At 66.6% G+C, this 20,294-nt stretch carries 23 protein-coding genes and 1 pseudogene; 10 read left to right on the plus strand and 14 right to left on the minus strand.

Annotation, left to right across the window (positions count from 1 at the left end):
• From ACFCZF_RS36895 to ACFCZF_RS36905, 3 genes are all read right to left on the minus strand, one after another.
• On the minus strand, nt 1-1,221 hold a 1,221-nt coding region (locus ACFCZF_RS36895; RefSeq protein WP_376675373.1), incomplete at its 3' end, for an AI-2E family transporter.
• A gap of 150 nt (nt 1,222-1,371) precedes the next feature.
• The gene (locus ACFCZF_RS36900; RefSeq protein ID WP_375924093.1) at nt 1,372-2,076 is read right to left on the minus strand and encodes a transglycosylase SLT domain-containing protein; all 705 of its coding nucleotides are present in this window, start codon (nt 2,074-2,076) and stop codon (nt 1,372-1,374) included.
• 425 nt (nt 2,077-2,501) lie between these two features.
• Nucleotides 2,502-3,827 (minus strand): PhoH family protein, encoded by a 1,326-nt coding sequence (locus ACFCZF_RS36905; RefSeq protein ID WP_375924095.1) that lies wholly within the window; start codon nt 3,825-3,827, stop codon nt 2,502-2,504.
• Between the two features lie 1,008 nt (nt 3,828-4,835).
• On the opposite strand from ACFCZF_RS36905, the gene ACFCZF_RS36910 reads away from it, so the two are divergent.
• A complete protein-coding gene (locus ACFCZF_RS36910; protein WP_376675374.1) occupies nt 4,836-6,029 on the plus strand; it encodes a winged helix DNA-binding domain-containing protein in 1,194 nt (397 codons plus the stop codon).
• 21 nt (nt 6,030-6,050) lie between these two features.
• Here the strand turns inward: ACFCZF_RS36910 and ACFCZF_RS36915 are convergent, their stop codons facing one another.
• Nucleotides 6,051-6,842 (minus strand): class I SAM-dependent methyltransferase, encoded by a 792-nt coding sequence (locus ACFCZF_RS36915; protein WP_376675375.1) that lies wholly within the window; start codon nt 6,840-6,842, stop codon nt 6,051-6,053.
• Between the two features lie 72 nt (nt 6,843-6,914).
• Nucleotides 6,915-7,787 (minus strand): LLM class flavin-dependent oxidoreductase, encoded by an 873-nt coding sequence (locus tag ACFCZF_RS36920; protein WP_376675376.1) that lies wholly within the window; start codon nt 7,785-7,787, stop codon nt 6,915-6,917.
• A gap of 500 nt (nt 7,788-8,287) precedes the next feature.
• On the opposite strand from ACFCZF_RS36920, the pseudogene ACFCZF_RS36925 reads away from it, so the two are divergent.
• The 6 genes and pseudogenes from ACFCZF_RS36925 to ACFCZF_RS36950 form a co-directional block, all read left to right on the plus strand.
• A pseudogene (locus tag ACFCZF_RS36925) lies at nt 8,288-8,479 on the plus strand (hypothetical protein); the annotation flags it as partial.
• Between the two features lie 45 nt (nt 8,480-8,524).
• Nucleotides 8,525-8,809, plus strand: a complete 285-nt coding sequence (locus ACFCZF_RS36930) for a hypothetical protein (protein WP_376675377.1) — start codon at nt 8,525-8,527, stop codon at nt 8,807-8,809.
• A 45-nt stretch (nt 8,810-8,854) separates the two neighbouring features.
• A complete protein-coding gene (locus ACFCZF_RS36935) occupies nt 8,855-10,192 on the plus strand; it encodes a putative T7SS-secreted protein (protein ID WP_376675378.1) in 1,338 nt (445 codons plus the stop codon).
• 13 nt (nt 10,193-10,205) lie between these two features.
• Nucleotides 10,206-10,616, plus strand: a complete 411-nt coding sequence (locus ACFCZF_RS36940; protein WP_376675379.1) for a hypothetical protein — start codon at nt 10,206-10,208, stop codon at nt 10,614-10,616.
• Nucleotides 10,600-11,274 carry a hypothetical protein gene (locus tag ACFCZF_RS36945; protein WP_376675380.1) on the plus strand — a complete coding sequence of 225 codons (675 nt, stop codon included), beginning with the start codon at nt 10,600-10,602 and terminating at the stop codon, nt 11,272-11,274. Before ACFCZF_RS36940 ends, ACFCZF_RS36945 begins: the two co-directional genes overlap by 17 nt.
• Nucleotides 11,271-11,888, plus strand: coding sequence for a hypothetical protein (locus ACFCZF_RS36950; protein ID WP_376675381.1), 618 nt, complete (start codon nt 11,271-11,273; stop codon nt 11,886-11,888). Before ACFCZF_RS36945 ends, ACFCZF_RS36950 begins: the two co-directional genes overlap by 4 nt.
• A 161-nt stretch (nt 11,889-12,049) precedes the next feature.
• Here ACFCZF_RS36950 and ACFCZF_RS36955 read toward each other — a convergent pair whose 3' ends face one another.
• On the minus strand, nt 12,050-13,054 hold the full coding sequence (locus tag ACFCZF_RS36955) for a hypothetical protein (protein ID WP_376675397.1): 1,005 nt from the start codon (nt 13,052-13,054) through the stop codon (nt 12,050-12,052).
• A 32-nt stretch (nt 13,055-13,086) separates the two neighbouring features.
• Nucleotides 13,087-13,749 (minus strand): hypothetical protein, encoded by a 663-nt coding sequence (locus tag ACFCZF_RS36960; protein WP_376675382.1) that lies wholly within the window; start codon nt 13,747-13,749, stop codon nt 13,087-13,089.
• 263 nt (nt 13,750-14,012) lie between these two features.
• On the opposite strand from ACFCZF_RS36960, the gene ACFCZF_RS36965 reads away from it, so the two are divergent.
• Entirely contained in the window at nt 14,013-14,393 is a 381-nt protein-coding gene (locus ACFCZF_RS36965; RefSeq protein ID WP_376675383.1) for a DUF192 domain-containing protein, read from the plus strand.
• A 31-nt stretch (nt 14,394-14,424) separates the two neighbouring features.
• Here the strand turns inward: ACFCZF_RS36965 and ACFCZF_RS36970 are convergent, their stop codons facing one another.
• On the minus strand, nt 14,425-14,784 hold the full coding sequence (locus tag ACFCZF_RS36970; RefSeq protein ID WP_376675384.1) for a hypothetical protein: 360 nt from the start codon (nt 14,782-14,784) through the stop codon (nt 14,425-14,427).
• Nucleotides 14,785-15,143: 359 nt separating this feature from the next.
• Nucleotides 15,144-15,635, minus strand: a complete 492-nt coding sequence (locus ACFCZF_RS36975) for an ATP-binding protein (protein ID WP_376675385.1) — start codon at nt 15,633-15,635, stop codon at nt 15,144-15,146.
• Between the two features lie 304 nt (nt 15,636-15,939).
• Between ACFCZF_RS36975 and ACFCZF_RS36980 the strand changes: the two genes are divergently transcribed.
• Nucleotides 15,940-16,752, plus strand: coding sequence for a helix-turn-helix domain-containing protein (locus ACFCZF_RS36980; RefSeq protein ID WP_376675386.1), 813 nt, complete (start codon nt 15,940-15,942; stop codon nt 16,750-16,752).
• 9 nt (nt 16,753-16,761) lie between these two features.
• Nucleotides 16,762-16,953 (plus strand): hypothetical protein, encoded by a 192-nt coding sequence (locus tag ACFCZF_RS36985; RefSeq protein ID WP_376675387.1) that lies wholly within the window; start codon nt 16,762-16,764, stop codon nt 16,951-16,953.
• A 6-nt stretch (nt 16,954-16,959) separates the two neighbouring features.
• Here ACFCZF_RS36985 and ACFCZF_RS36990 read toward each other — a convergent pair whose 3' ends face one another.
• From ACFCZF_RS36990 to ACFCZF_RS37010, 5 genes are all read right to left on the minus strand, one after another.
• Nucleotides 16,960-17,574, minus strand: coding sequence for an OmpA family protein (locus tag ACFCZF_RS36990; RefSeq protein WP_376675388.1), 615 nt, complete (start codon nt 17,572-17,574; stop codon nt 16,960-16,962).
• Nucleotides 17,575-17,582: 8 nt separating this feature from the next.
• The gene (locus ACFCZF_RS36995) at nt 17,583-18,161 is read right to left on the minus strand and encodes a hypothetical protein (protein ID WP_376675389.1); all 579 of its coding nucleotides are present in this window, start codon (nt 18,159-18,161) and stop codon (nt 17,583-17,585) included.
• Between the two features lie 34 nt (nt 18,162-18,195).
• Nucleotides 18,196-18,789 (minus strand): pilus assembly protein TadG-related protein, encoded by a 594-nt coding sequence (locus ACFCZF_RS37000; RefSeq protein WP_376675398.1) that lies wholly within the window; start codon nt 18,787-18,789, stop codon nt 18,196-18,198.
• A 2-nt stretch (nt 18,790-18,791) separates the two neighbouring features.
• Nucleotides 18,792-18,989: a Flp family type IVb pilin gene (locus ACFCZF_RS37005; protein WP_376675390.1), complete on the minus strand. Its 198-nt coding sequence runs from the start codon at nt 18,987-18,989 to the stop codon at nt 18,792-18,794.
• A 394-nt stretch (nt 18,990-19,383) separates the two neighbouring features.
• Nucleotides 19,384-20,277 (minus strand): DUF5936 domain-containing protein, encoded by an 894-nt coding sequence (locus tag ACFCZF_RS37010; RefSeq protein ID WP_375924782.1) that lies wholly within the window; start codon nt 20,275-20,277, stop codon nt 19,384-19,386.
• Nucleotides 20,278-20,294: the final 17 nt, after the last annotated feature.

Below are 20,294 nucleotides of genomic sequence, written 5' to 3' on the forward strand. Positions count from 1 at the left end.
GTTCGTCACCGCCACCAGCGGTACGGCGACCACCGCGCCGCCGATGCCGGCCACCATGCCGCCCGTGGCCACCGCCAGCACCACCGCCAGCGGATGGACCCGCACCGCGCGCCCCAGGATGAACGGCTGCAGGATGTGCCCCTCGATCTGCTGTACCACCAGCACCACGACGAGGGTCATGACCGCCGCGAACATGCCCTGCGTGACCAGCGCCACGACGACCGCGAGCGCCCCAGACATCACCGCGCCGACGAGCGGGATGAAGGCGAACAGGAAGATGAACACGGCCAGCGGCACGGCCATCGGCACGTCCAGGAAGTAGATGCCGAGGCCGATGAAGATGGCGTCGATCAGCGCCACGATCACCGTGCCCCGCACATACGCCGTCAGCGTCCGCCACGCGCGCGGGCCGGCACCGGCCACGCCCGGCCGGGCCGCCGCCGGCACCAGCTTCAGCGTCCACTGCCAGATGCGCTTGCCGTCGTAGAGCAGGAAGAGCGTCGAGAAGGCGGCCAGCAGGATGCCCGTGAGCGCCTCGACGACGACCGTGACGCCCTCGAGACCGGCGGACGTTATCTGGTCGGTGTTGGCGCCGACCGCCTCGCGCAGATTCTTGGCGATCTCGTTGATCTGCTTGTCGGTGACGTGGAAGGGGCTGTTCAACAGCCAGTTGCGCAGCTCGTCGATGCCGTCCTGGACCTGGTCGGAGAGGTTGTCGATGTTCTCCATGACCTGCCAGGTGACGAACCAGCCGATCAGCCCCATCACCACGAACCCGAGGATCGCGGTCAGGGCGGTGGCCGGCCCCCGCGGCACCCCGTGCCGGCGCAGCCACGCCACGGCCGGCTGGAGCAGCGCCGTGATCAACAGGGCGGCCACGAACGCCAGCACCACCAGCTGTACGGCGCTGATGACCCGCATCAGCACCCACACGGTGCCCGCGAGGACCAGCAGCCGCCACCCCGCCTCCGCGGCGACGCGCACACCCCAGGGCACGGCCTGTGCCGGGTCGGGACGGGTCTGGACCGCGAGCAGCTGATGCGTGGGGGTGTGCTCCTGAGGCGTGTCTTCCGGTGACGGCGGCGGTGTGTGGTCGGCGGCCCGCGCGGGGGCGTCCTCGGAGCCCTCCCGCTCGGCCGCTTCGCGGCGCTGCTCCAACCGCCTGCTCATCCGCGTCAGTCCGGCGCCGAGCCGACCGAGCCACCCTGGCACTCGAGACATGATCCGTCCTCTTCCCCCGTCTTCCCCCACCACTCCCCCCGGAGTCGTTTCGGTCCGACCGTACATGGCGGGAACGCGAAAGCCCCTCACCGTAGGACGGTGAGGGGCTGCGCGAGGTTGAGCGGTCGGGCCGGACGGCGCCGGGCGGGCTCAGTACCAGTGGTTGGCCTGCCAGAAGGTCCAGGCGTCGCACGGGCTGCCGTAGCGGTTGTCCATGTAGTTGAGGCCCCACTTGATCTGCGTGGCCGGGTTGGTCCGCCAGTCGGCGCCCGCGGAGGAGTACTTGCCCGCCGGCAGCGCCTGGAAGAGGCCGTAGGCGCCCGAGGAGGGGTTGACCGCCTGGTAGTTCCAGCTGGACTCGTGGTCCACGATGTTGCTGAAGCACTGCCACTGGCCGCTGGGCACCATCTGACGGGCCATCGCCTGGATCTGGCTGATGCTGTAGGAGCTCTGGACGGCGAAGCTGGTGGACTCGCGCTTGGCGTCGCGGCTGGCCGCTTCCTGCTCCGCCTCGCGCTTCTTGGCCTCCTCGGCCGCCTTGGCTTCCTTCTTGGCCTGCTCCTGCTTGGCCACGGCGGTCTCGGCGGCTGCCTTGCGGGCCGCCTCCTCGGCGTCCTTCTTGGCGCTCGCGTCCGCGGCGATGGCCTGTACGTCGGCCTGCTGCGTCAGGGACGCGGTCTGCACCTGCGCCTGCTCGCCCATGGGGATGTCCGCGAGCAGCGTCGTACCGGCTGCTGTCGCCTCCGCGTCGTTGTTCTGCGCGGTGCTGCCCGAGGCAACGCCGACGACGCTTCCGACTGCGGTGACCGCCGTGGCCGAGGCCACTGCGAATCCCCGGACCGAGATCCGGCTCACACGGTTTCCTTCCAGCATCGCCCGCTTCGGTGACCCTCGCGGACGCAATCGTGCCCCTGGCGCTGGCCTCCCCAACTACGGGTCACGGGAGGCACGGGCCCGGTGGACAACTCCCCTGCGGGGAGCGCCGCGTGGTGCTCGGGCGGCATACGACGCTGCTATGGAGTTGAGCTGGTGCGTCTGTGGTGCCGTACCGCTGGGGGTACAGGTGTGTCGTATGCGGGGCCTGACAGGAGTGAGACTCTGCCGTAACCCGGCGGGGTGAGGCAATTCTGTGTTGCGTGTGAAAGCTCACATCTCGTTTGCGTCAGGGGATTCCCGGAAACCCCCACACGCGAAGGCGCCGCCCGGCTAGGCTCTTCGCCTTCCGGACGGCGCCAACCGTCGGGTAACCGGCCCGTGTCGGGTCGGAGTCCTCAGAACTCTCAGATGTGCCCGTCCTCCAGCATTTCGGTCACAAGTGCCGCGATCTGGGACCTCTCGGAGCGCGTCAGGGTGACGTGCGCGAAGAGCGGATGACCCTTCAGCTTCTCGATGACGGCGACGACTCCGTCGTACCGCCCGACCCGCAGATTGTCCCGCTGCGCCACGTCATGGGTCAGTACGACCCGTGAATTGGCCCCGATGCGGGACAGCACGGTCAGCAGGACGTTCCGCTCCAGGGACTGCGCCTCGTCCACGATGACGAACGCGTCGTGCAGCGAGCGCCCCCGGATGTGGGTGAGCGGCAGCACCTCCAGCATCCCCCGCGCGGTCACCTCCTCGATGACCTCCCGGCTGGTGACCGCCGACAGCGTGTCGAAGACCGCCTGTGCCCAGGGGCTCATCTTCTCGGCCTCGGAGCCGGGCAGATACCCGAGCTCCTGCCCGCCCACCGCGTACAACGGACGGAAGACCATCACCTTCTGGTGCTGCCGGCGCTCAAGCACGGCCTCCAGACCCGCGCACAGTGCCAATGCCGACTTACCGGTGCCGGCCCGGCCGCCCATCGACACGATGCCGACGTCCGGGTCGAGGAGCAGGTCGAGCGCGATCCGCTGCTCGGCGCTGCGGCCCTTGATGCCGAACGCCTCCCGGTCGCCACGCACCAGGCGGACGTTGCCGTCGGGCGTGACCCGGCCGAGGGCCTTGCCGCGCTCCGACTGGATGGTCAGACCGGTGTGCACGGGCAGCTCGGCGGCTTCGGGGACGTAGACCCGGCCCTCCTCGAAGAGCACGTCCACCTGCTCACCCGGCAGGGTGAGTTCGGACATCCCGGTCCAGCCGGAGGCATCCGTGATGGCGAGCTCGGCGCGGTACTCCTCGGCGAGCAGGCCGACGGAGGATGCCTTGATCCGCAGCGGGAGGTCCTTGGACACGACGGTGACGTCGAATCCCTCCGCCTGCAGATTGCGGGCCACCGCGAGGATGCGGGAGTCGTTGTCCCCCAGGCGGTAGCCGGTGGGCAGCACGCTGGGGTCCGAGTGGTTGAGCTCGACACGCACGGTGCCGCCGAGATCCCCGATGGGAATGGGGGCGTCGAGGCGACCGTGCCGCACCCGGAACTCGTCGAGCAGGCGCAGGGCCTGCCGGGCGAAGTAGCCGAGTTCGGGATGGTGCCGCTTGGCCTCCAGCTCCGTCACCACGACGATAGGGAGCACGACCTCGTGCTCGTCGAAGCGGTTCAGAGCGTTCGGGTCGGCCAGCAGGACGCTGGTGTCGAGAACGTAGGTGCGCCTATCTGGCTTGTGGCGCTTTGTGCTGGTCACCACGGAAGGACGTACCCCCTCGGAAGAGGTCGGGGAGCGACGGAGTGGACGCTGGGCCGGGAGGGCGGGAACGAGCCGACCGGTCGACGACCGCCATGCACTGGCGCGGGCCGCGAACCGGCCCTCCGCCGCGTCTTCCGTGCCGTGACCGCACGGTGGGGCTGGTGCAAAGGGCCTCCCGGGCGGACGGCTCCGTGCCGTCCGCTGAGATACGACACCCGTGGTTCGGGCGTCGACCTGCTTGGCTTATGCCCTCGAACAAGCGCCGCCATGCCACGACACAGGACGGCGCACCGGTGAACTCCTCATTACGGGCGTCCCGCCGGGAGGCCACGGCGTGCGGTGCGAGGTCCCGCCGGTGCGGAGAAGAGAAGCGCGGTCGGGAGAGGCAGAAAAAACGGGCCGGTCCGTGGGGGGGAGACGGACCGGCCCGAGGGGGGGTTTCCACCATAACCCTTTGTAAGTGATGCCGCGTGCATCGGCGTGCCACAACTACTCTCCGAAGTTGCCCGGCGACGCCCGGATGGCCCCGGAAGTACTCATTCCGCCCTGAATCATGGCCAGAACACAGCGGATCCACGGGTGAACACGGCGCCTGAAGGGGCTGAACGGACGGGAGAGGCGATCCGGAGCGGCCCCGATGCCCCCTGAGGACCCCGTGGCGGACAACCCCCGCTTCCCTCCACCGGGTGAACCCACCGGCGAACGCCCGCTTGACCGGGCACCGCGCAGCCCCCTCCACTGCGCGGTGCCACACGCGCAGCTTTGCTCACGCGAATTACCTGCTCCGAACCTACGTGACCAGGCCCGCCGGATTCGATTCGAGGCGGACAACGATGAATAACGATGTGGAAACCCTGTGAGGATCGGAGGGTGATTCCGCACCCTGTTACCAGCCGCGCCAATATTTGCGAAGGTACGCCGCATACGCCCCGAATATCCTCTCCACCGCACCTCCCCCGTGCACCGACTAGGCCGAGAACTGTCCTACTCCTCCCCTAACGTCACCTCATGACGAAGACGGCGGGGATCACTTGGGGCGCAGCGAGCGCCCGGCGACTGGACCGGCAGTTCCTGGCCATCTCTGCCCGAACGGGCACGCCGGTCGCCGATGTGGCCGGCGCGATGCTCGGCGTCCACGCCCAAGTACTGTCGGCGGCCGAACTCTCGGTCGGCCTGCGGACCGACGGCGTGACCCGGGCGGACGTGCGGACGTCCCTGTGGCCGACCGGGGCACCCGCCGCACCACCGCCCTCGCTCGTGAAGACGCACGGTCCGCGCGGGACGGTGCACCTGCTCCCGGCCCGCGACCTGCCGATGTGGTGCGCCGCACTGCCCGCGATCGCCGACGGTTCGGGTTCCTTCCCGCCCGACGTACGGCTGACGCGGGAGCAGGCGGAACAGGTCGTGACGGCGATCGGCGACGCCCTCGACGGCACCTTCCTGACCATCGACGAACTCGGCGAGGAGGTCGTCGCCCGCACCGGTCCCTGGGCCGGCGACCTGGTGATGCCGGCGTTCCAGACCATGTGGCCGCGCTGGCGGCAGGTGCTGCACCGGGCGGGCCAGTCCGGCGCCCTCTCCTTCGGCCCGAACCGCGGCCGCAAGGTGACGTACACCCGCCCACCCCACTTCACTCCGACGCGGCCCGAGGAGGCGTTGCGGCTCCTCGTACGCCGCTACCTGCACGCGTACGGCCCGGCCACACCGCGGCACTTCGCCCGGTGGCTGGCGGCACCGCCCGGCTGGGCCAGGTCCCTGTACGACCAGCTGGCCGACGCGGGCGAGATCGAGCGGGTCGACTTCGAGGGAACGCCGGCGTGGGTGGTGACGGACGACACCGTCTTCCTCGACGCATCAGAGCAGGAAGCCCTCCTGCACGGAGTACGGCTGCTGCCGTACTTCGACGCGTATCTCATCGCCGCGCAGCCGCGGGAGCTGCTCTTCCCCGGGGCCGCCTACCAGCGGGCGCTGGCGGGCGGGCAGGCGGGCAACTTCCCCGTGCTGCTCGTGGACGGCGTCGCGGCGGGCGTCTGGCACCAGCGGCGCCGGGGACGGCGTACCACGGTCACGGTCGAACCGCTGGGCCGCCTGACGCCCCGGCAGGAACGGGAGCTGGCGGCGCAGGTGGAACGGGTGGGGGAGGTACTGGAGGCGCAGGCGGTGCTGGTGGTGGGTGAGGTGACGGTGGGCGCGCACGCGTGAGCGGTCGGCGGCCGCCGTGACCTACCGGTGCGGCTTGCGCGCGTCGAAGAGATGACGCGTGCTGTGGGCGACGAAGGGTCCGCCGGCCTCGATACGCTCGTGCAGGTCGCGCAGCCGGCCCCGGTACGCCTCGACGGTGAAGCCGGGGACCATCCACACCACCTTGCGCAGGAAGTGGACGACGGCGCCGATGTCGTGGAACTCCATCCGCAGCCGCTCCGCCCGCATGTCGACGACCTCCAGACCGGCGGCCTCGGCGTCGGCACGCTCGCGTTCGGGGTGGCGGTGGTTCCGGCTCTCCTCCGGCTGGGGCCCGAGGAAGTACTCGATGAGCTCGAAAACGCTGCCGGGCCCGACGTGCTGGGCGAAGTACGCACCGCCGGGCGCGAGCACACGGGCGACCTCGCCCCAGTGCGGCACGACGGGGTGCCGGCTCACGACCAGGTCGAAGGCTCCGTCCGCGAAGGGCAGGGGCGCGTCGTCGGCCGAGGCGACCACGGGGACACCACGCGGGCCGAGCAGTGCGGTGGCCTTGGCGACGTTGGGAGGCCAGCCCTCGGTGACGACGACGAGACCGGGGCGGCGAGGGGCGGCGGTTTCGAGGGCGTGGTCCAGAACCTCCCCTCCCCCGGTCTGCACCTCCAGTACGGAGTCGGCCTCGGCCAGCCGCCCCGCCATGGACCGCGCGTACCCCCAGGACGGCCGCGCCTCGGTGGCCCGCCCCTCGAACCAGGAGAAGTCCCACCCCTCGGTGAGTACGGAGGCGCCTTCGGCCACGAGGTCGTCGAAGGCGCGGTCGTTGAGCTGAGCCATGAGGAAATGAGTCCGATAAACGTAGGACGGTCGGAGCGGCGCGGGGCCATGAAACGGCGGCGGTGGACCTGGCTAGGTGACCAAGGGCCGGACCTCCTCGGCGACGAACCGCACGAACCCCTCCGGGTCGGGCTCGTCACCGGTCGGCTGGAGGATCACGGTGTCGGCCCCGGCCTCGGCCAGCCTCTCCACGGCCTTGGCGACGGCCCCCGCGTCCCCGGCCACACCGAGATCCGGCACCGATCCGACACCTTCGGCGACCAGCTCGGCCCGCAGCCGCTCGCCGGCGCCGGGCCCGGTGGCGGCCAGGAGATACACGACGACCTTGTGCGTCTCCGCCCGCCCGGCCGCCGCGCGCCCTTCGTCAATGAGCCGCCGGGCCCGACGCACCCCGTCGGGCGGTGTGGCCGCGGTAAGAACGGTCCCGTCGGCGGCCTCCCCCGCGAGCCGCAGCGAACGGGGCCCGGTGGCGCCGGCGAGCACCTCGACCCCCTCCCCCGGCGGCCAGTCGAGCGCGACGTCGTCGAGCCGTACATAACGCCCTTCGGTCGTCACCCGCTCCCCACCCAACAGTGCCCGCAGCGCCACGAGATGCTCCCGCAGCAACGTGACGGGCGACTCGACCCGCGCCCCGACCTGCCGCATCCAGTCCTGCACCCCGTGCCCGACGCCGAGGACGGCGCGGCCGGGGAACATCCGGTGCAGCGTGGCGGCCTCCATCGCGGTGACGGCCACGTTCCGCAACGGCACGGGCAGCAGCCCGACCCCCACCCGCACCCTCTCGGTCCAGGCGAGCGCGGCGGCTGCAGCGGAGATCCCACCCTCGCGAAAGCAGTCCTCCCACAGCCACAGCTCCTCGAGCCCGGCCTCATCGGCGACACGCGCCACGGCACGCAGCCGCTCGGGGGCGAGCTGGGGGCGGAATACGGCGCCAAGTCCAGTCATGGGGCCTTCCTACCTTCGGCCGGGTCCGCCGGACAACAACATTAGGGGTCGGCACGCGGTGCACTCCTCCAAACATGGCAGCCCTGTATGGGGCCGCCCGTCACCACGTCTAGAGCCACTCGCAACCTGGCCGGGATCAGGACACAGCACGCGACCGTCAGTGCCCATAATTTCCGAATTGCCACTGTTCATGGCGTAGTTCGCACTGGTGAAACCGGTAACCCCCCAGATACCGTCAGTACTCTCGACCGCATCTCTGCCTCACGGGGAGTTCACTGTGAAGCGCCGCCCCTCGTCCGTTCCCGCCTCGCTCGCCACCACAGCAGCCCTGCTACTGACTGCCTGCAACAGCGGGCACGACAAAGCCGCCGACGATGACAAGTCGTCGGCCCTGACCAGGCAACGGAGGCGCCGGAGCAGCCCTCGGGAGCACCGGCAGCGGACAAGCCGGACGGCGTGGACGTATCCCTGCCCAGGGACTACCCACGGGTGAGGGCCTGTGGCAGGCATCCAGCGAGTGCACGATTAACGGCGACGGTTCCATCGGAAACGGCACGTTTGATCTCTAGGCCACCATCACATGGGAGATCGCCTGGGCCGGTACCGGCGGTGCGGACGGCGACCTGCCCGACGGGACGTTCGGCACCACACAGGCTGTCACTTTCCAGGAGATCCAGTCCGTCAACCGGTGACGCACAGAGTAAATGCGAGACTCAAGAGATTGACGGAGGTGAAGCATGTCGGATTTGGTCGTCGACTTGCAACTGCTCACGACATCCACTAAGCAACTCAAGGCGATTCAAACCGAGTTTCACAACCTGGGTGCCTGGAAAGACGACATCAAGTCAGTGGTCGGTGCACCGGAACTTAAAAAGGCCATGACAGACTTCATTGACAACTGGGACGACAATCGCAAGCGTTTGGTCGAATCATTGGAGTCGGTCGGAAAAATGGTCGCAGGTACACGTGACGCATTCAAGGGCCTCGACGACGACCTGTCGAAAGTCGGCAAGAAGAAGTAGGCGTCACTTAGGCGACCGTAAGATCACGACTTCAGGGGGAAATGAATGGCGCGACCGAAGGACTGGCACCCTCTACGCGAGAGCGATCCGGTTCCCGGCGATCCAGAGGGAATCCGCAGCCAAGTCAAGCACATGAAAAAGATCGCAGAGTACCTGCGCACCCAGGCCGCGGCGCTCAACGCGATGGCGGACGCCGATAATCTCAAAGGGAAGTACGCGGAGAAGTTGGGTGAGGACGCCCGTGGACTAGGGCGCAAACTCGACGAGGCAGAGGATCGCTATCGAGAGGTAAAAGGCCACCTCTCGAACTGGGCCAACGAGTTGGAGGATATTCAGCAGAAGGCGGACACGGCGCTGGACGATGCCAAAGACGCCCAGCGCACGATCGACAGCCGCACCGCCAAGGATGACAGCAAGGCAGGGGACGACAAGACCAAGAAGAAAGAATCTGGTTCCGCCTCGGATGAGGACCCCGCACTAAAACGCGCCCAGAACGATCTAGAGGACGCTGGAAAAAGGCTGAACTCTGCGGAAGGCGACTATATAGAGCGCTCCAACCATTTCGCTGGCAAAATCCGTAATTCCATCGACGACGATATGAAGGACAGTTGGTGGACGGACTTCAAGGCCTGGGTCGCAGACGCGGAGTGGCTCAAGACCTGGACTGAACGCCTCAGCTGGTTCGCGACAGCCTTCGGAGCCCTAGCCATGCTCATCCCCGTTGTGGGCTGGGTTGCGCTTGGACTGACCATCGTGGTGGCCTTGTCCCACCTTACCCTGGCAGCCACTGGTAATGGCTCATGGTTCGACGTCGTCATGGATATCGGCGCGCTCAAAATGGCACGCAACGGCCTGAAAGCCGCCAAGGCCATCAAGGCGCTACAGCAGAGTTCTCGGAAGACGGCAGCCGGGATGGCCAATGACGGCGCCAAAACTCAGGCGGCCGCTGCCAACGCTGGGGCACGCAAGACTGCTGCCAGGTCTGCCAGAAAAAGAGGCGGCACCTCAAGCAGAAACCGTAAGGCCGCAAATGCGCGCCGGCTTCGCATGGAGAACGCGAACAGGACGGCAGGAAAGCGCGCTGCTGATGACGTGCGCGACGCGGACCTGCCCCAAGCCACACTGGGGGACAGGGCCAGGACAATTGGTGACGCGAGACTCAGCCAACAGATGAAGGACATCAAGAAGTGGCGGGACGAGTACCCAGACAACACCACTCTCGCGGACAACGCCGTTCAGGCCCAACGTCAGCAGAACCTCCTCCAAGGCTCGTGGGCAGTCGGCACGGGACTCGACCTGGGCGACAAGTTCGGGAACGATCTTTCAGACGGCGAGTACGACAGGATGAAGGGGCGAATGGAAGCCCCAGTGGGACAGTGGTGAAAGAAGTGGCCCTATGACCAAGCAGACTGAGACTGACGCGACCGCTCAGGCTCAACAGCGTGTCAACAAATCACTCACCGCGCTGAAAATCATTTTGTTGGTGGCGATCCTCCGATTGCTGATCGGGCCTGCAACCGAGGACTTTTTGGGTGACGCAGTGGTCCGTCTACCGACCTGGGAATGGTCCCTGTGCGCGCTCACCCCTCCCGCTCTGATCTTTCTGTGTCGCAACCCCGATATGTGGAAAATACTGTCGTACGACGCGATTTACCTGAAGACGTCTGCCGGTCTCTATCTCTTCTACGCGACAGCATTTGTCTACTTCCGCGGCGGGTGGACACTATGGATCGCCATCATCGCTTCTCTCGCCACGTTCACAGGTGTTTGGCGACTGAACCGTAGGGAGCATGCACGTGCCAGTTGAGCAGACTGAGTCGCGGGCGGCAGGACCTCCGCCGATTCTGGGATATCGCCTGATTCTTCCCGACGACTGGGAACAGATTCCTCTGCGTCACGGCACGGAGGACGCAGTGCGCCGGATATTGGACGAATCCTTCCGGCATATTCCCGCAGGGTCGCCTCCAGACAAAGTCAACGTCTTCAAACGGGAACTGGAACGCCGGTTTCGTACCGCCGTAGCGCGAGTGCAAGACAGTAACGCTCTCGACCTCTACTTGCCGGTCAGATCTACATCTGACGTCAACCTGGGCGCATCCATCATAGTCTCGGAAACTCTCCTGCCCCGCGCCCGGGGCCAAGCCTGGCCTCGTTCAGAACCGACTGATGTAGCGCTGCACCTGCTATCTCAGGACGGCGTCGAGAACGCCGACCTCAGTTCGGGTGAAATCGATGGAGCTCTCGCCGTCCGACGTGAGCACATCGCCGAAGCAGATAGCAAGAAGGGGGCAGACCTGCCCTCCCGCCGTGTGGACTACATCGTGTCCGTGCCGGAGGACCCAAATCGTTGGTTCGTGGCTGCCTTCTCCACTGTCGGAGGTAGCCATCCACGTGACGAACTGGCAGATGCTCTCGTCGAATGGTTCGACGCTGTCATGGCAACCCTGCGCTGGAGGCGCGAATGAGCGAGACTTTCTACTCCGTTATCGACATCGAGTATATCGACCCATACCCGTGGACAGTTATTCCCCCTCGTGACGGCGCCGTGGGGCCATTCGAAGAATGGGACGACATCCAGTCATGGTGCCGTGACGAAGCCGAAGATCTGTGGCTGGACCGGGAACTTGATCCTGGGCCGAGTGGTATCGAATTCGTCGCAGGCACGCTGACGCGTTGTGCCGAGTCATTGTCACCACCTGGCACGGACCATTGGCTTTTTCTTCACCGCGACCACCCGACTGATGTACCACTTCCTGTCCTGGCGGCTATCGGACCGGCCTCGGGACGACGTGAAGAGACACTGCGTGCTCTCACCCTCGCGGATGATCCTCATTCAGCCCAACCGCCGGCTGTCAAACGCTTTAAGTCACGCAATCTAGGAGAAGGGCTTACAGTCTTCCGTTACCTACCGCAGCAGGACTCGCCACACCTGCTCGCGTGCGTGCGCTACGCCTGGCGGGTCGAAAAACACGGTGCCGACATCGTGATGTGGACAGCGACTGAGGATCTCGTCCGCATCGTGCAGGCATCGGAGGACGTGGAACAACTGGCGCACGCATTGGCCATCTACACTCCCTGATGTAAGCGACCGTAACAGGACACGCCTTGCAACATCCTTTTCAGGATCTGCCGCCGCTCGCAGGGACGGGTTAGCGGCCGGGCTTCACTGACTTTCATGGTTTGCGAGGCGGAGTTGGGCATACCTACATCACGCGGACGTGCAGTTTCAGTCTCCTGACTTCAGCGGTTGACGGCCTGGATCTCCTGGACGACGACGTCCTGCTCCCCACCGAAGGCGCCGTCGGGCAAGTTCTGCTCACCGTCGACGCCGGTGCCGGTCCAGTGGATCTTCCAGGTGACCGTCGCCTTCAGCTGGTACGACCCGTCACCGGAGGACCGCAGGTACTTGACTCCGCAGGGCGGTGTCTCATCAGCCTTTCCTTGGGCGTAGGGCTCACCGATAGCGCCGTTCTCGATCTCGCACACGCCGGAGGCAGGGTAGATCTCGGCGTCCGCCGTACCCGGGTCGATCTCTACGGATACCGGTTCGGCCGTGGTGGTCGCCTGGACGCCCAGCAGGGGCACTGAAGCCGTCACCGACACAGGCTTGAACTTGGCACCGTCGAGCCACGCCCAGGTTGGGAGGTTCACCTTCGTGGCGTTCTCCGGTGCGAGATCCACTTCCGTGCTGGGCACGCGAATCTCGGCATAGGCGAGTTGGGCGAGAACCTCCGGCGTGATCGCCTGCGGGATGTCCGCCGGCGGATCGTCGTTGGTGTCCACCCAGAAGATGTCCTCCTTGCAGTCGAGCGCTCCCGGATCGCCCTCCCGGCCGGTCGTGACGTAGGAGTCCCACCAGTAGCCTTCTCCGGACTTCTCTTTGTTGAAGTCCTTGTACGGGTTTCCCTTCACATACTTGTCGCGCTGCTCGGCATCCCACTGGTAACCCGTCGATTCGGCAGCCCAGATGGGCTCCAAGGTCTTTTCAAGCTGCTCGGGGGTGTACTTCGGAGCGTAGTAGCAGGCGGGTGGGGTCCAGTTCGTCGCGGATGCCACGGGGCCCGCCGACTGGCCAGAGCCGTTCTTGGAACGGTCGAAGACGACAGCGCCGGCGGTCGCCGAAACAGTGCCCTTGCCATCGGAGTCGCCGTGAGCATCCGTACTGGGATCAGGCGCCTGAGCGCCGCCGCCGATCTTATTGTCCGCGAAAGCAGGGGCCGACCCAATAAGGACAGTACCGATCACGACGGCCACGACCAGGACGCGGGTGGTTGGAGTCAGGGCTGGCACTGGTCACTCCCCCTCTGGGAAAGCATCTTCTCCACGACCCAGACGCCCTTGCCATTCCTAGTCAACTGGGTGTTGTACAGCACGTAGCTGTTCTTGGTGACAGGGGTCTTGTTGACCTTCTTGGGCTTCAAGTACATGTCGTAGGCCTTGCTTTGGTCTTCGCAGTAAACGAGCGAGGCGCTGTTCTTTGCGCGGACGCTGACGACGGCGTCGTAGAAGCGGTATGCACCCGTCACTCGTGCATTTTCCTTGACGTATGCCTGGATGAATTCCTGCGTGCCGGCAGCCGCCTCGCCCTCGTAGTAGTAGAGGTAGGCCTTGTCGAGTGCGTCCTGGTTGACGATTGCCAGGTCCACGGCCTTGATGGACTGCTCGCTGTCGGCGAGCACCGCGTCCTTCTCCTTGTCACCGGTCTTGGGCCACTCGAAGGTGTAGGAGAGATCGGAGGGCAGTTCAATCTTAGGTCGGTCGTTCTCCGACGGCCCGGACGTGGTCGACGATACCGACGGGCTGGAGCCGCCCGTGTCCGCCCCCGCGATCTTGTCCTCGTCACTGGAAGGGCTGTCGTCGCTTCCGCACGCGGACAGCGTCAAGGCCGCAGCGGCGGTCAGCGTGAGCGCTGCGAGCAGGGTGGGACGGCGGCGATTCACGGTCGGCTCCTGGGTGGGACGGGGCTTCTCTTGAGCGAAGCAACGCTATCCATCAGGGTGGAGTGACACCAGAGTGAAATCTGTCTCCCTGCGGCGTCCTACGAGCCCAAATTGGCCGTACGTGGGGCTTCTTGGGTGACAACGGTTGCATAACGCGACAGCATCGGCTCCTGGGACGGCCGCCCCGCTCGTTTCGGCGCGTTTCACACAGGAAGCAGCAAAGAGGCCTGCAGTGGTGCGGACTGGCGGAGAGGGGTATCGGCATGGGTCGGCGCTGGCGGGACGGGCGAGGAGCGTTGCTCGTGGAGGGGGACGCCGGGGCAGGGAGCGTACGTGTTCCGCTGGAGATCGCCGGCTCCTACCGTGCCCGCACCAAGGGGCTGTTGGGGCGGGACTCCGTAGACGGGGCGATTCTCCTGTCCCCTGCCAACAGCGTGCACACCTTGCGGATGCGGATGCCCATCGACGTCGCCTACCTCGACCGGCGGTTCGTCGTCATCGCTGTGCGCACCATGCGGGCGGGCAGGATCGGGCTGCCCCGGTTGCGTTCCCGCCATGTACTGGAGGCTGAGGCCGGGGCGATGGCCGGGTGGGGAGTGAAGGTTGGAGTGCCGGTCAGGGTCGTGGAGGTTAGAGGCAGGTGATCAGGTGGCCACCATTCGGTTTCCTGGCGCGTCAGTCGGAGACGATGTCGACGATCGCCGTACCGACCTCTCCTGTCGCTGCCTGGATCACCACGGCTCCGGGCTGGGCGCTCGGCCTGGCGCCGTCGCCCAGTCCACCGCATGAGTTGCCGCTGCCGTTGCTGCGGAGAACAGTGATGCAGCCTTGTCCCGGGCCACTGGCGCTGCCCTTGGACTGGCCATGGCCCGACTTCACCGTGTAGGCGACCTCGTTCGGGCCGACCTTGGTCACCTTGAGCGTCGCCGCCGCGCCGGACGGGCCTTTGAAACGTACGGTGACCGGCTCGGACACCAGGATCTGGCAATCACTGTCCGCGCATGCGCTGACATCTCGTCCGTCCGCTGCCGTCACCGGTGGGCGGGGGGTGGCGGTGCGGTCGGAGGAGGATTCGGGTGGGGATGAGTAAGGTCGCGTCGCGCTGGGCTTCGCCCCTTGGTCGCCGCGCGAGGAAGTCCCGCCCGGCTCGGCAGAGCTGTCGCAGCCGGTCGTTGTCGCCAACGCAAGCAGCGCCGCCAGTACGAGGCCTGTGCCCGCCCAAGTCTCTCTGCCCGGTGGTCGCGCCTGGAGGCCCGGCTTCGCTCCCATAGTGCGCTCTCCCCTCTCCGCCCTTCGGGGCCTCGCTCAGCTCTCGCCGACCAGCCTTCCCTCGCGACTCGGTCACGACGCCTGGCCGACGCGGTCCGAGTCCGAGCGAGCCGGCGTTCCGTGCCTCACGCCGAGTATTTCCGTGCCCCGTCCCTCGGCAGTACGGCCCACATGCGTGTCCCGCCGCCCGGTTCGCGGGCGTCGCCGAAGCCCCAGTCTCCGGAGCACGCTCGGACGACGCAGGCCATGACCCGAAGCGCCGACCTGCGCCGAGCCTCGCAAGCGGCCGCGAGGCGGGGATGCGTGTGGCGGGCGTGGCCGTCGAAAAGGATCACCCGGAGTGCGTCGTCGCGGTAGCGCAACGCGAGGTAGACCTCGGCGGTCGGCGTGAATCGGCAGGCACAGGTGACGAGTTCGCTCATCACCTGTACGGCCGCCTCGGTCATGCATTCCAGACCGTGTGCTCGGAGGATGGTGCGTGTCGCTGCGCGAGCCACGGCTGGGCTCTGCGGGGCGGCGGGGAGCGTGAGGCTGTAGGTGAGGTTCTCCGGTACGGGTGGGGTGGAGGGGTGGGCCGTCGGCGCCTGCCCCAGGCAGGTCGTGAGGGACGGAGACATGGCAACTCCTCGATTCGAATATGACAGTTGGCGTCGGCCCGGTGGCTCGTCTCCCTGACACGGCCCGCCCTCCCAGGGCAGGAGGACGCAGGCAGGCACGTGCGATGCCCTTCCGAGTCCGCGCGGTGGCGTAGTCGGCCAGTCACTGAGTGTACTGAACGGCGGGGAACGTGTGCCACCTTCTCGGCGAAATTGCCCCCATCGAGTTGCGTCGGCCGCACCAGTAAGTGCCAGACTGGTGCTCGACCAGGGGAGGACGGTGCCGATGCCAACACGTGCCACACCCACGGTGCGACAGCGGCGCGTGGGCGCGGAGCTGCGGAAGCTACGCGTCGCAGCGGGCCGGAACACGGAGTACGCCGCCGGGCTGCTCGGACTGGACAGGACCAAGGTCTCCAACATGGAGGCAGGTGTCCGCGCCATCTCCCCAGAACGCATCCAGATACTCGCCAGCAGCTACGAATGCAGAGATCAGGCGTACATCGACGCACTGATCAGCATGGTCAAGTCACGTAGCCGCGGCTGGTGGGAGCACTACAAGGGCCAGTTGCCGCAAGGCCTCCTGGATGTAGCCGAGTTGGAGTGGTATGCCACTCGCTTGCGAAGCCTGCAGACCGTGCACGTTCCTGGACTCCTACAGTTGAGCGGGTACGCCCGTGCCATCTTCGATTCCGCGCTGCCGCCGCTGCCAAGGTCAGAGGTCGAGCTGCGCGTTGCCCTGCGCATGCAGCGGCAGAAGGTCCTTGATCAGGACCGCACTGCGGAGTACATGGCCTATGTGCATGAATGCGCTCTGCGCATGCAGTTCGGGGGGCGCCGCGCCACACGGGAGCAGTTGGACTACCTGTGCGAGGCGTCCGAGCGGGACAACGTCGACCTACGGGTCCTCCCGATCGAGGTCGGCGCCTTCCCCGGTGCAGGGCACGCCGTTCTTTACGCGCACGGTGCCGTTCCCGCGCTCGACACGGTGCAACTCGACTCCGCGCATGGCGGAGAAGTCACTCACGCCGAGGCCCAGCTCGCGAAGTACGGTGCTCACATGGACTGGTGGCACGAGAGGTCAGTTGATCCACATAGATCGCGGGACCTAATTCACTCCATCGCACGCCAACTCTGAGGAGCCGTCATGAGGGACATCAGGTGGGAAGAGCCCTTCTGCGCGGAAGGCAACAACTGCTTCCGCATAGGCATCGACGATGCAGGCCACGCCTACATCGCCGTCGCCGGACACGAGGACCGTCCGCTCACCGACAGCCACGCGGCCCTCCGGTCGCTCATCCTGGAGATCAAGGCGGGCAAGGTGGACCATCTGCTCTGAGCTCCGTCAGCCTTCCGTGCGCGGGAACGTGACCTCGACCCTGCGGTTCTTCTTGCGGCCGGCCTCCGTCGAGTTGTCGGAGATGGGGTACTGCTCGCCGTAGCCGCGGACCTCGTACGTGATGCCGGGGTCGTTCAGGGTCTGGGACAGGACGTCGTGTACGGCGTTGGCGCGCTGCTTGGAGAGTACGTCGCCGTGGGCGGAGGAGCCGAGGTTGTCGGTGAAGCCGAAGACTCGGACTCGGGTGGCGTTCTGGGTCTTGATTTCCTCCGCGATGCCCGTGATCCGGGACTTCGCCTCGCCGCCGAGTTTCGCGCTGTCCTTTCCGAACAGCACCTCTGCCTGGAGCGCGAGCGTCACGCTCGTGTTGGTGTCCTCGCGGCGTTCGTCGCCGCTCTGCTCCTCCACGACCGACTTGATGTCCAGCACCTTCGCCTGCGCGAGCGTGGCGCCGTCCGGGATCTTCAGGTCCGGGTCGTTGGAGTCCACTTCGATGGGGGCGGTGGCGGAGGCTTCGGTGCCTGGAGGGTCGTCATCGGCGTGGGCCGCCGTCGTGCCCACGACGCCGGTGGCGATGAGGATGTATGTCGTGATGAGCACCGTGATTCGAGTAGAGGTCATTGACGGCCTCACCCTGAGATCTCAATCGGAGCAGCAGCGAATGTAGGTAGTTGGAAGGTCACCTTGGCCGTGTCAGCGGGAGGTGACGGGAACTGCATGAAGACGGGAATGGATGCGCCCGGCTTGATGCGGGGCATGTCCGTAGTCGTCAAAGGGCGGCCGTCGGTGTCACGCAGCACGTAGTAGCGCTTTCTCTTGGCAGAGTCCACGAGTGTTGCGCCGCCGAGCGATCCGCCGTGCCGCATGATCTCGGTCTCGTCACCCCTCGTCTGAATCGGGACACGGGCCGCCTCGGCGCCGTCATTCTTGATCTCGCCACTCACGGTCACGAATCCGCCCGCGTCCCGTGCTGCGGAGTCGATAGTGAGGACCAGGCCGTCCTCCCCCTTCAGCTCGGCCAGCGGCGAGTCCGAGCCCTGCTGGGCCGTGGGATCTGACTCGCCGTCTGCCGTGGCTGACGTCGATGTCTTTGGCTTCTTGTCATCGCTGCCGCCACCACCGCAGCCGGCCACTCCGAGGACCAGCCCGACCACGACGGTCAACGCAGCCATCCCCCTATGGGCCTTCGTTGTGAACCGAATGCTCATGACTCCGCTTCCTTCATCACTCGTCGCTCGCTTGTCAGTCGGCCAGGTGAACGTCGAACAGATCCTCCGGCTTCGGAAGCTCGAGGGGATCGTCCGGATCCAGGTGCCAGTACTGGTCGTTGCACATGAGCCGCGGCAGCGCGTCGTCCTCCACGGTCCCTTCGGGAGGATCGAACGTGCAACTGGGATCGATCACAGCAGTGGCGGTGGCATGCGCGTAGCGGTTCTCCGTACCGGGGACGATAGACTCCCCGACCGGCTCATCGGCTGTGACCTCGACCCGGTACCCCAGTGGACCGTCCTGCTCGCAGGCGTCTACCTGCGCGTTGTTCTGGGCCGCAAGTTGGTTCGCACGCCAGCACGAGTCGTCGAGACCGGTCGCCCCGCCGTCGAAGATGGCTTCCCAGGAGGCCGGATCCCCTACGTTCTCCAGCCACTCCCCCGCGAGTTGATCCCGCGACTCCTGAGCCGCCGCGAGCGCTGCCGCGTCAGCTGCCGTCTGGGCCCCGTTTCGGTTCGTCGCGGCCTGGCCGACCGCCAGATATGCGAACGCGAGAAAGAGCAGGCCCGCCACCACCGTGATGTAGATGGGGAAGGCCTGCCCTGTGTCGCTGCGACTGGGGCACAGAGTCAGCCGATGACCTCGTCGATCTTGTCCGTGATCGCGTTGTAAATCGTCTCCCCGATATCCGTCCCCGTGATCGCCAGCACGATCGCCACCACCACCGCGATGATGCCCAGGTACTCCACAGCCGTCTGGCCCTTGTCGTTGCGGGCGGTGGCGCGGGAGTGCAGGTAGGTGGTGGTGGTGTGAAGCCAGTTGGTCATGGTTTTCCCCTCCAGGGTGGACGATGCCGCGCTCGTCGTGCGGAACGTCACGTGCTGTGAGTCGGTCCGGCGAGGTCACCCCGGGCGCAGCTGCTCGGCGGGGGTCGCGGGGGTGGGTGGCGGCGGTCTTCTGGTTGGTCGTGCCGGATGTCGCGTCGTCCACGATCTCCACCTCCTTTGCGCTCAGTTGGGACCTCGTCCTGTCGGGAGTACCAGTTAATGACTCTCCCACAGGTGATTGCATGTGCGAAAGAAGTTGCTCGAAAGTCGCCCGATTGGGCTGCAGGACAGCACTTGTTGATGTTGGCGTTTCGTGTGCAGTCGCACTCTGATCGTCGTTTACGCCGCCCTCCCTTCGCGGGCGCTTGATCGGCATGACGTCCTCCTCCCTCCCCTACTCGCCCGTGATCGTGCCGAAGTCCGTGCCCGAGCCGAGGATCAGACCGGCGCCGAGGAGGATCATCGTGGCCGGGACCATGAAGGTGGTGATCATCATCGTGGCCTTGGGGACCGCGCGAGCGGCCTTGCGGCGGGCGTTCTGGGCGTCCGTGCGGCGCATGTCCTTGGCCAGGGAGACCAGGGTGTCGACGATGGGGGCGCCCAGTTCCTCGCCCTGTTGGAGGGCCGTCACGAACATCGCCACCTGTTCGGAGTCGTTGCGCCGGCGCAGCTCCGCGAAGGCCTCGCGGCGGCTCATGCCGAGGTCCATCTGGCGCAGGGTGATGCGGAGTTCGTCGGCCCAGGGACCCTCGTAGCGCGTCGACACGCGGTCAAGGGCCTGGCGGAAGCCCAGGCCGGCGCTCACCACGACCGCCAGTACGTCCAGGAAGTCGGGGAGCGTGCGCTCGATCACGTCCTTGCGGATGCGGATCGCCGACCAGATGCCTACCTCCGTCCAGAACGCGCCGAAGGCCAGCAGGAGCAGCGCCACCAGGTACTGACCGCGCAATACGAAGACCAGGAAGCCGACCGCGCCCAGGAAGCCGTAGACCGCGCGGCGGGCGGCGTAGCGGTCGATGGTCAGGCCGCCGGGGTTGCCGGCCAGGTCGATCCTGCGCCGGTACTTGGCCACCAGGGTGGGGCCCATCAAGCGCAGTACGGCGGGGGCGTAGCGCATGCCCATGCGGTCGATGAGGGAGTCCACCGCGCCGGTGCGGGTGGAGCCGACCTCCAGAGCGAGGGCGAGGTCGGGGGGCAGTTTGGCGTCGGCCCGGTACATGCGGATGCCGGCGAAGACGCCCCAGACGCTCAGGCCCATGAGCAGGGCGAGGAGTAGTCCCAGTTCCATGGCGGTCAGCTCCCCTC

It is taken from the genome of Streptomyces sp. NPDC056296 (assembly GCF_042268605.1).
In the GTDB taxonomy this organism is placed as follows: domain Bacteria; phylum Actinomycetota; class Actinomycetes; order Streptomycetales; family Streptomycetaceae; genus Streptomyces.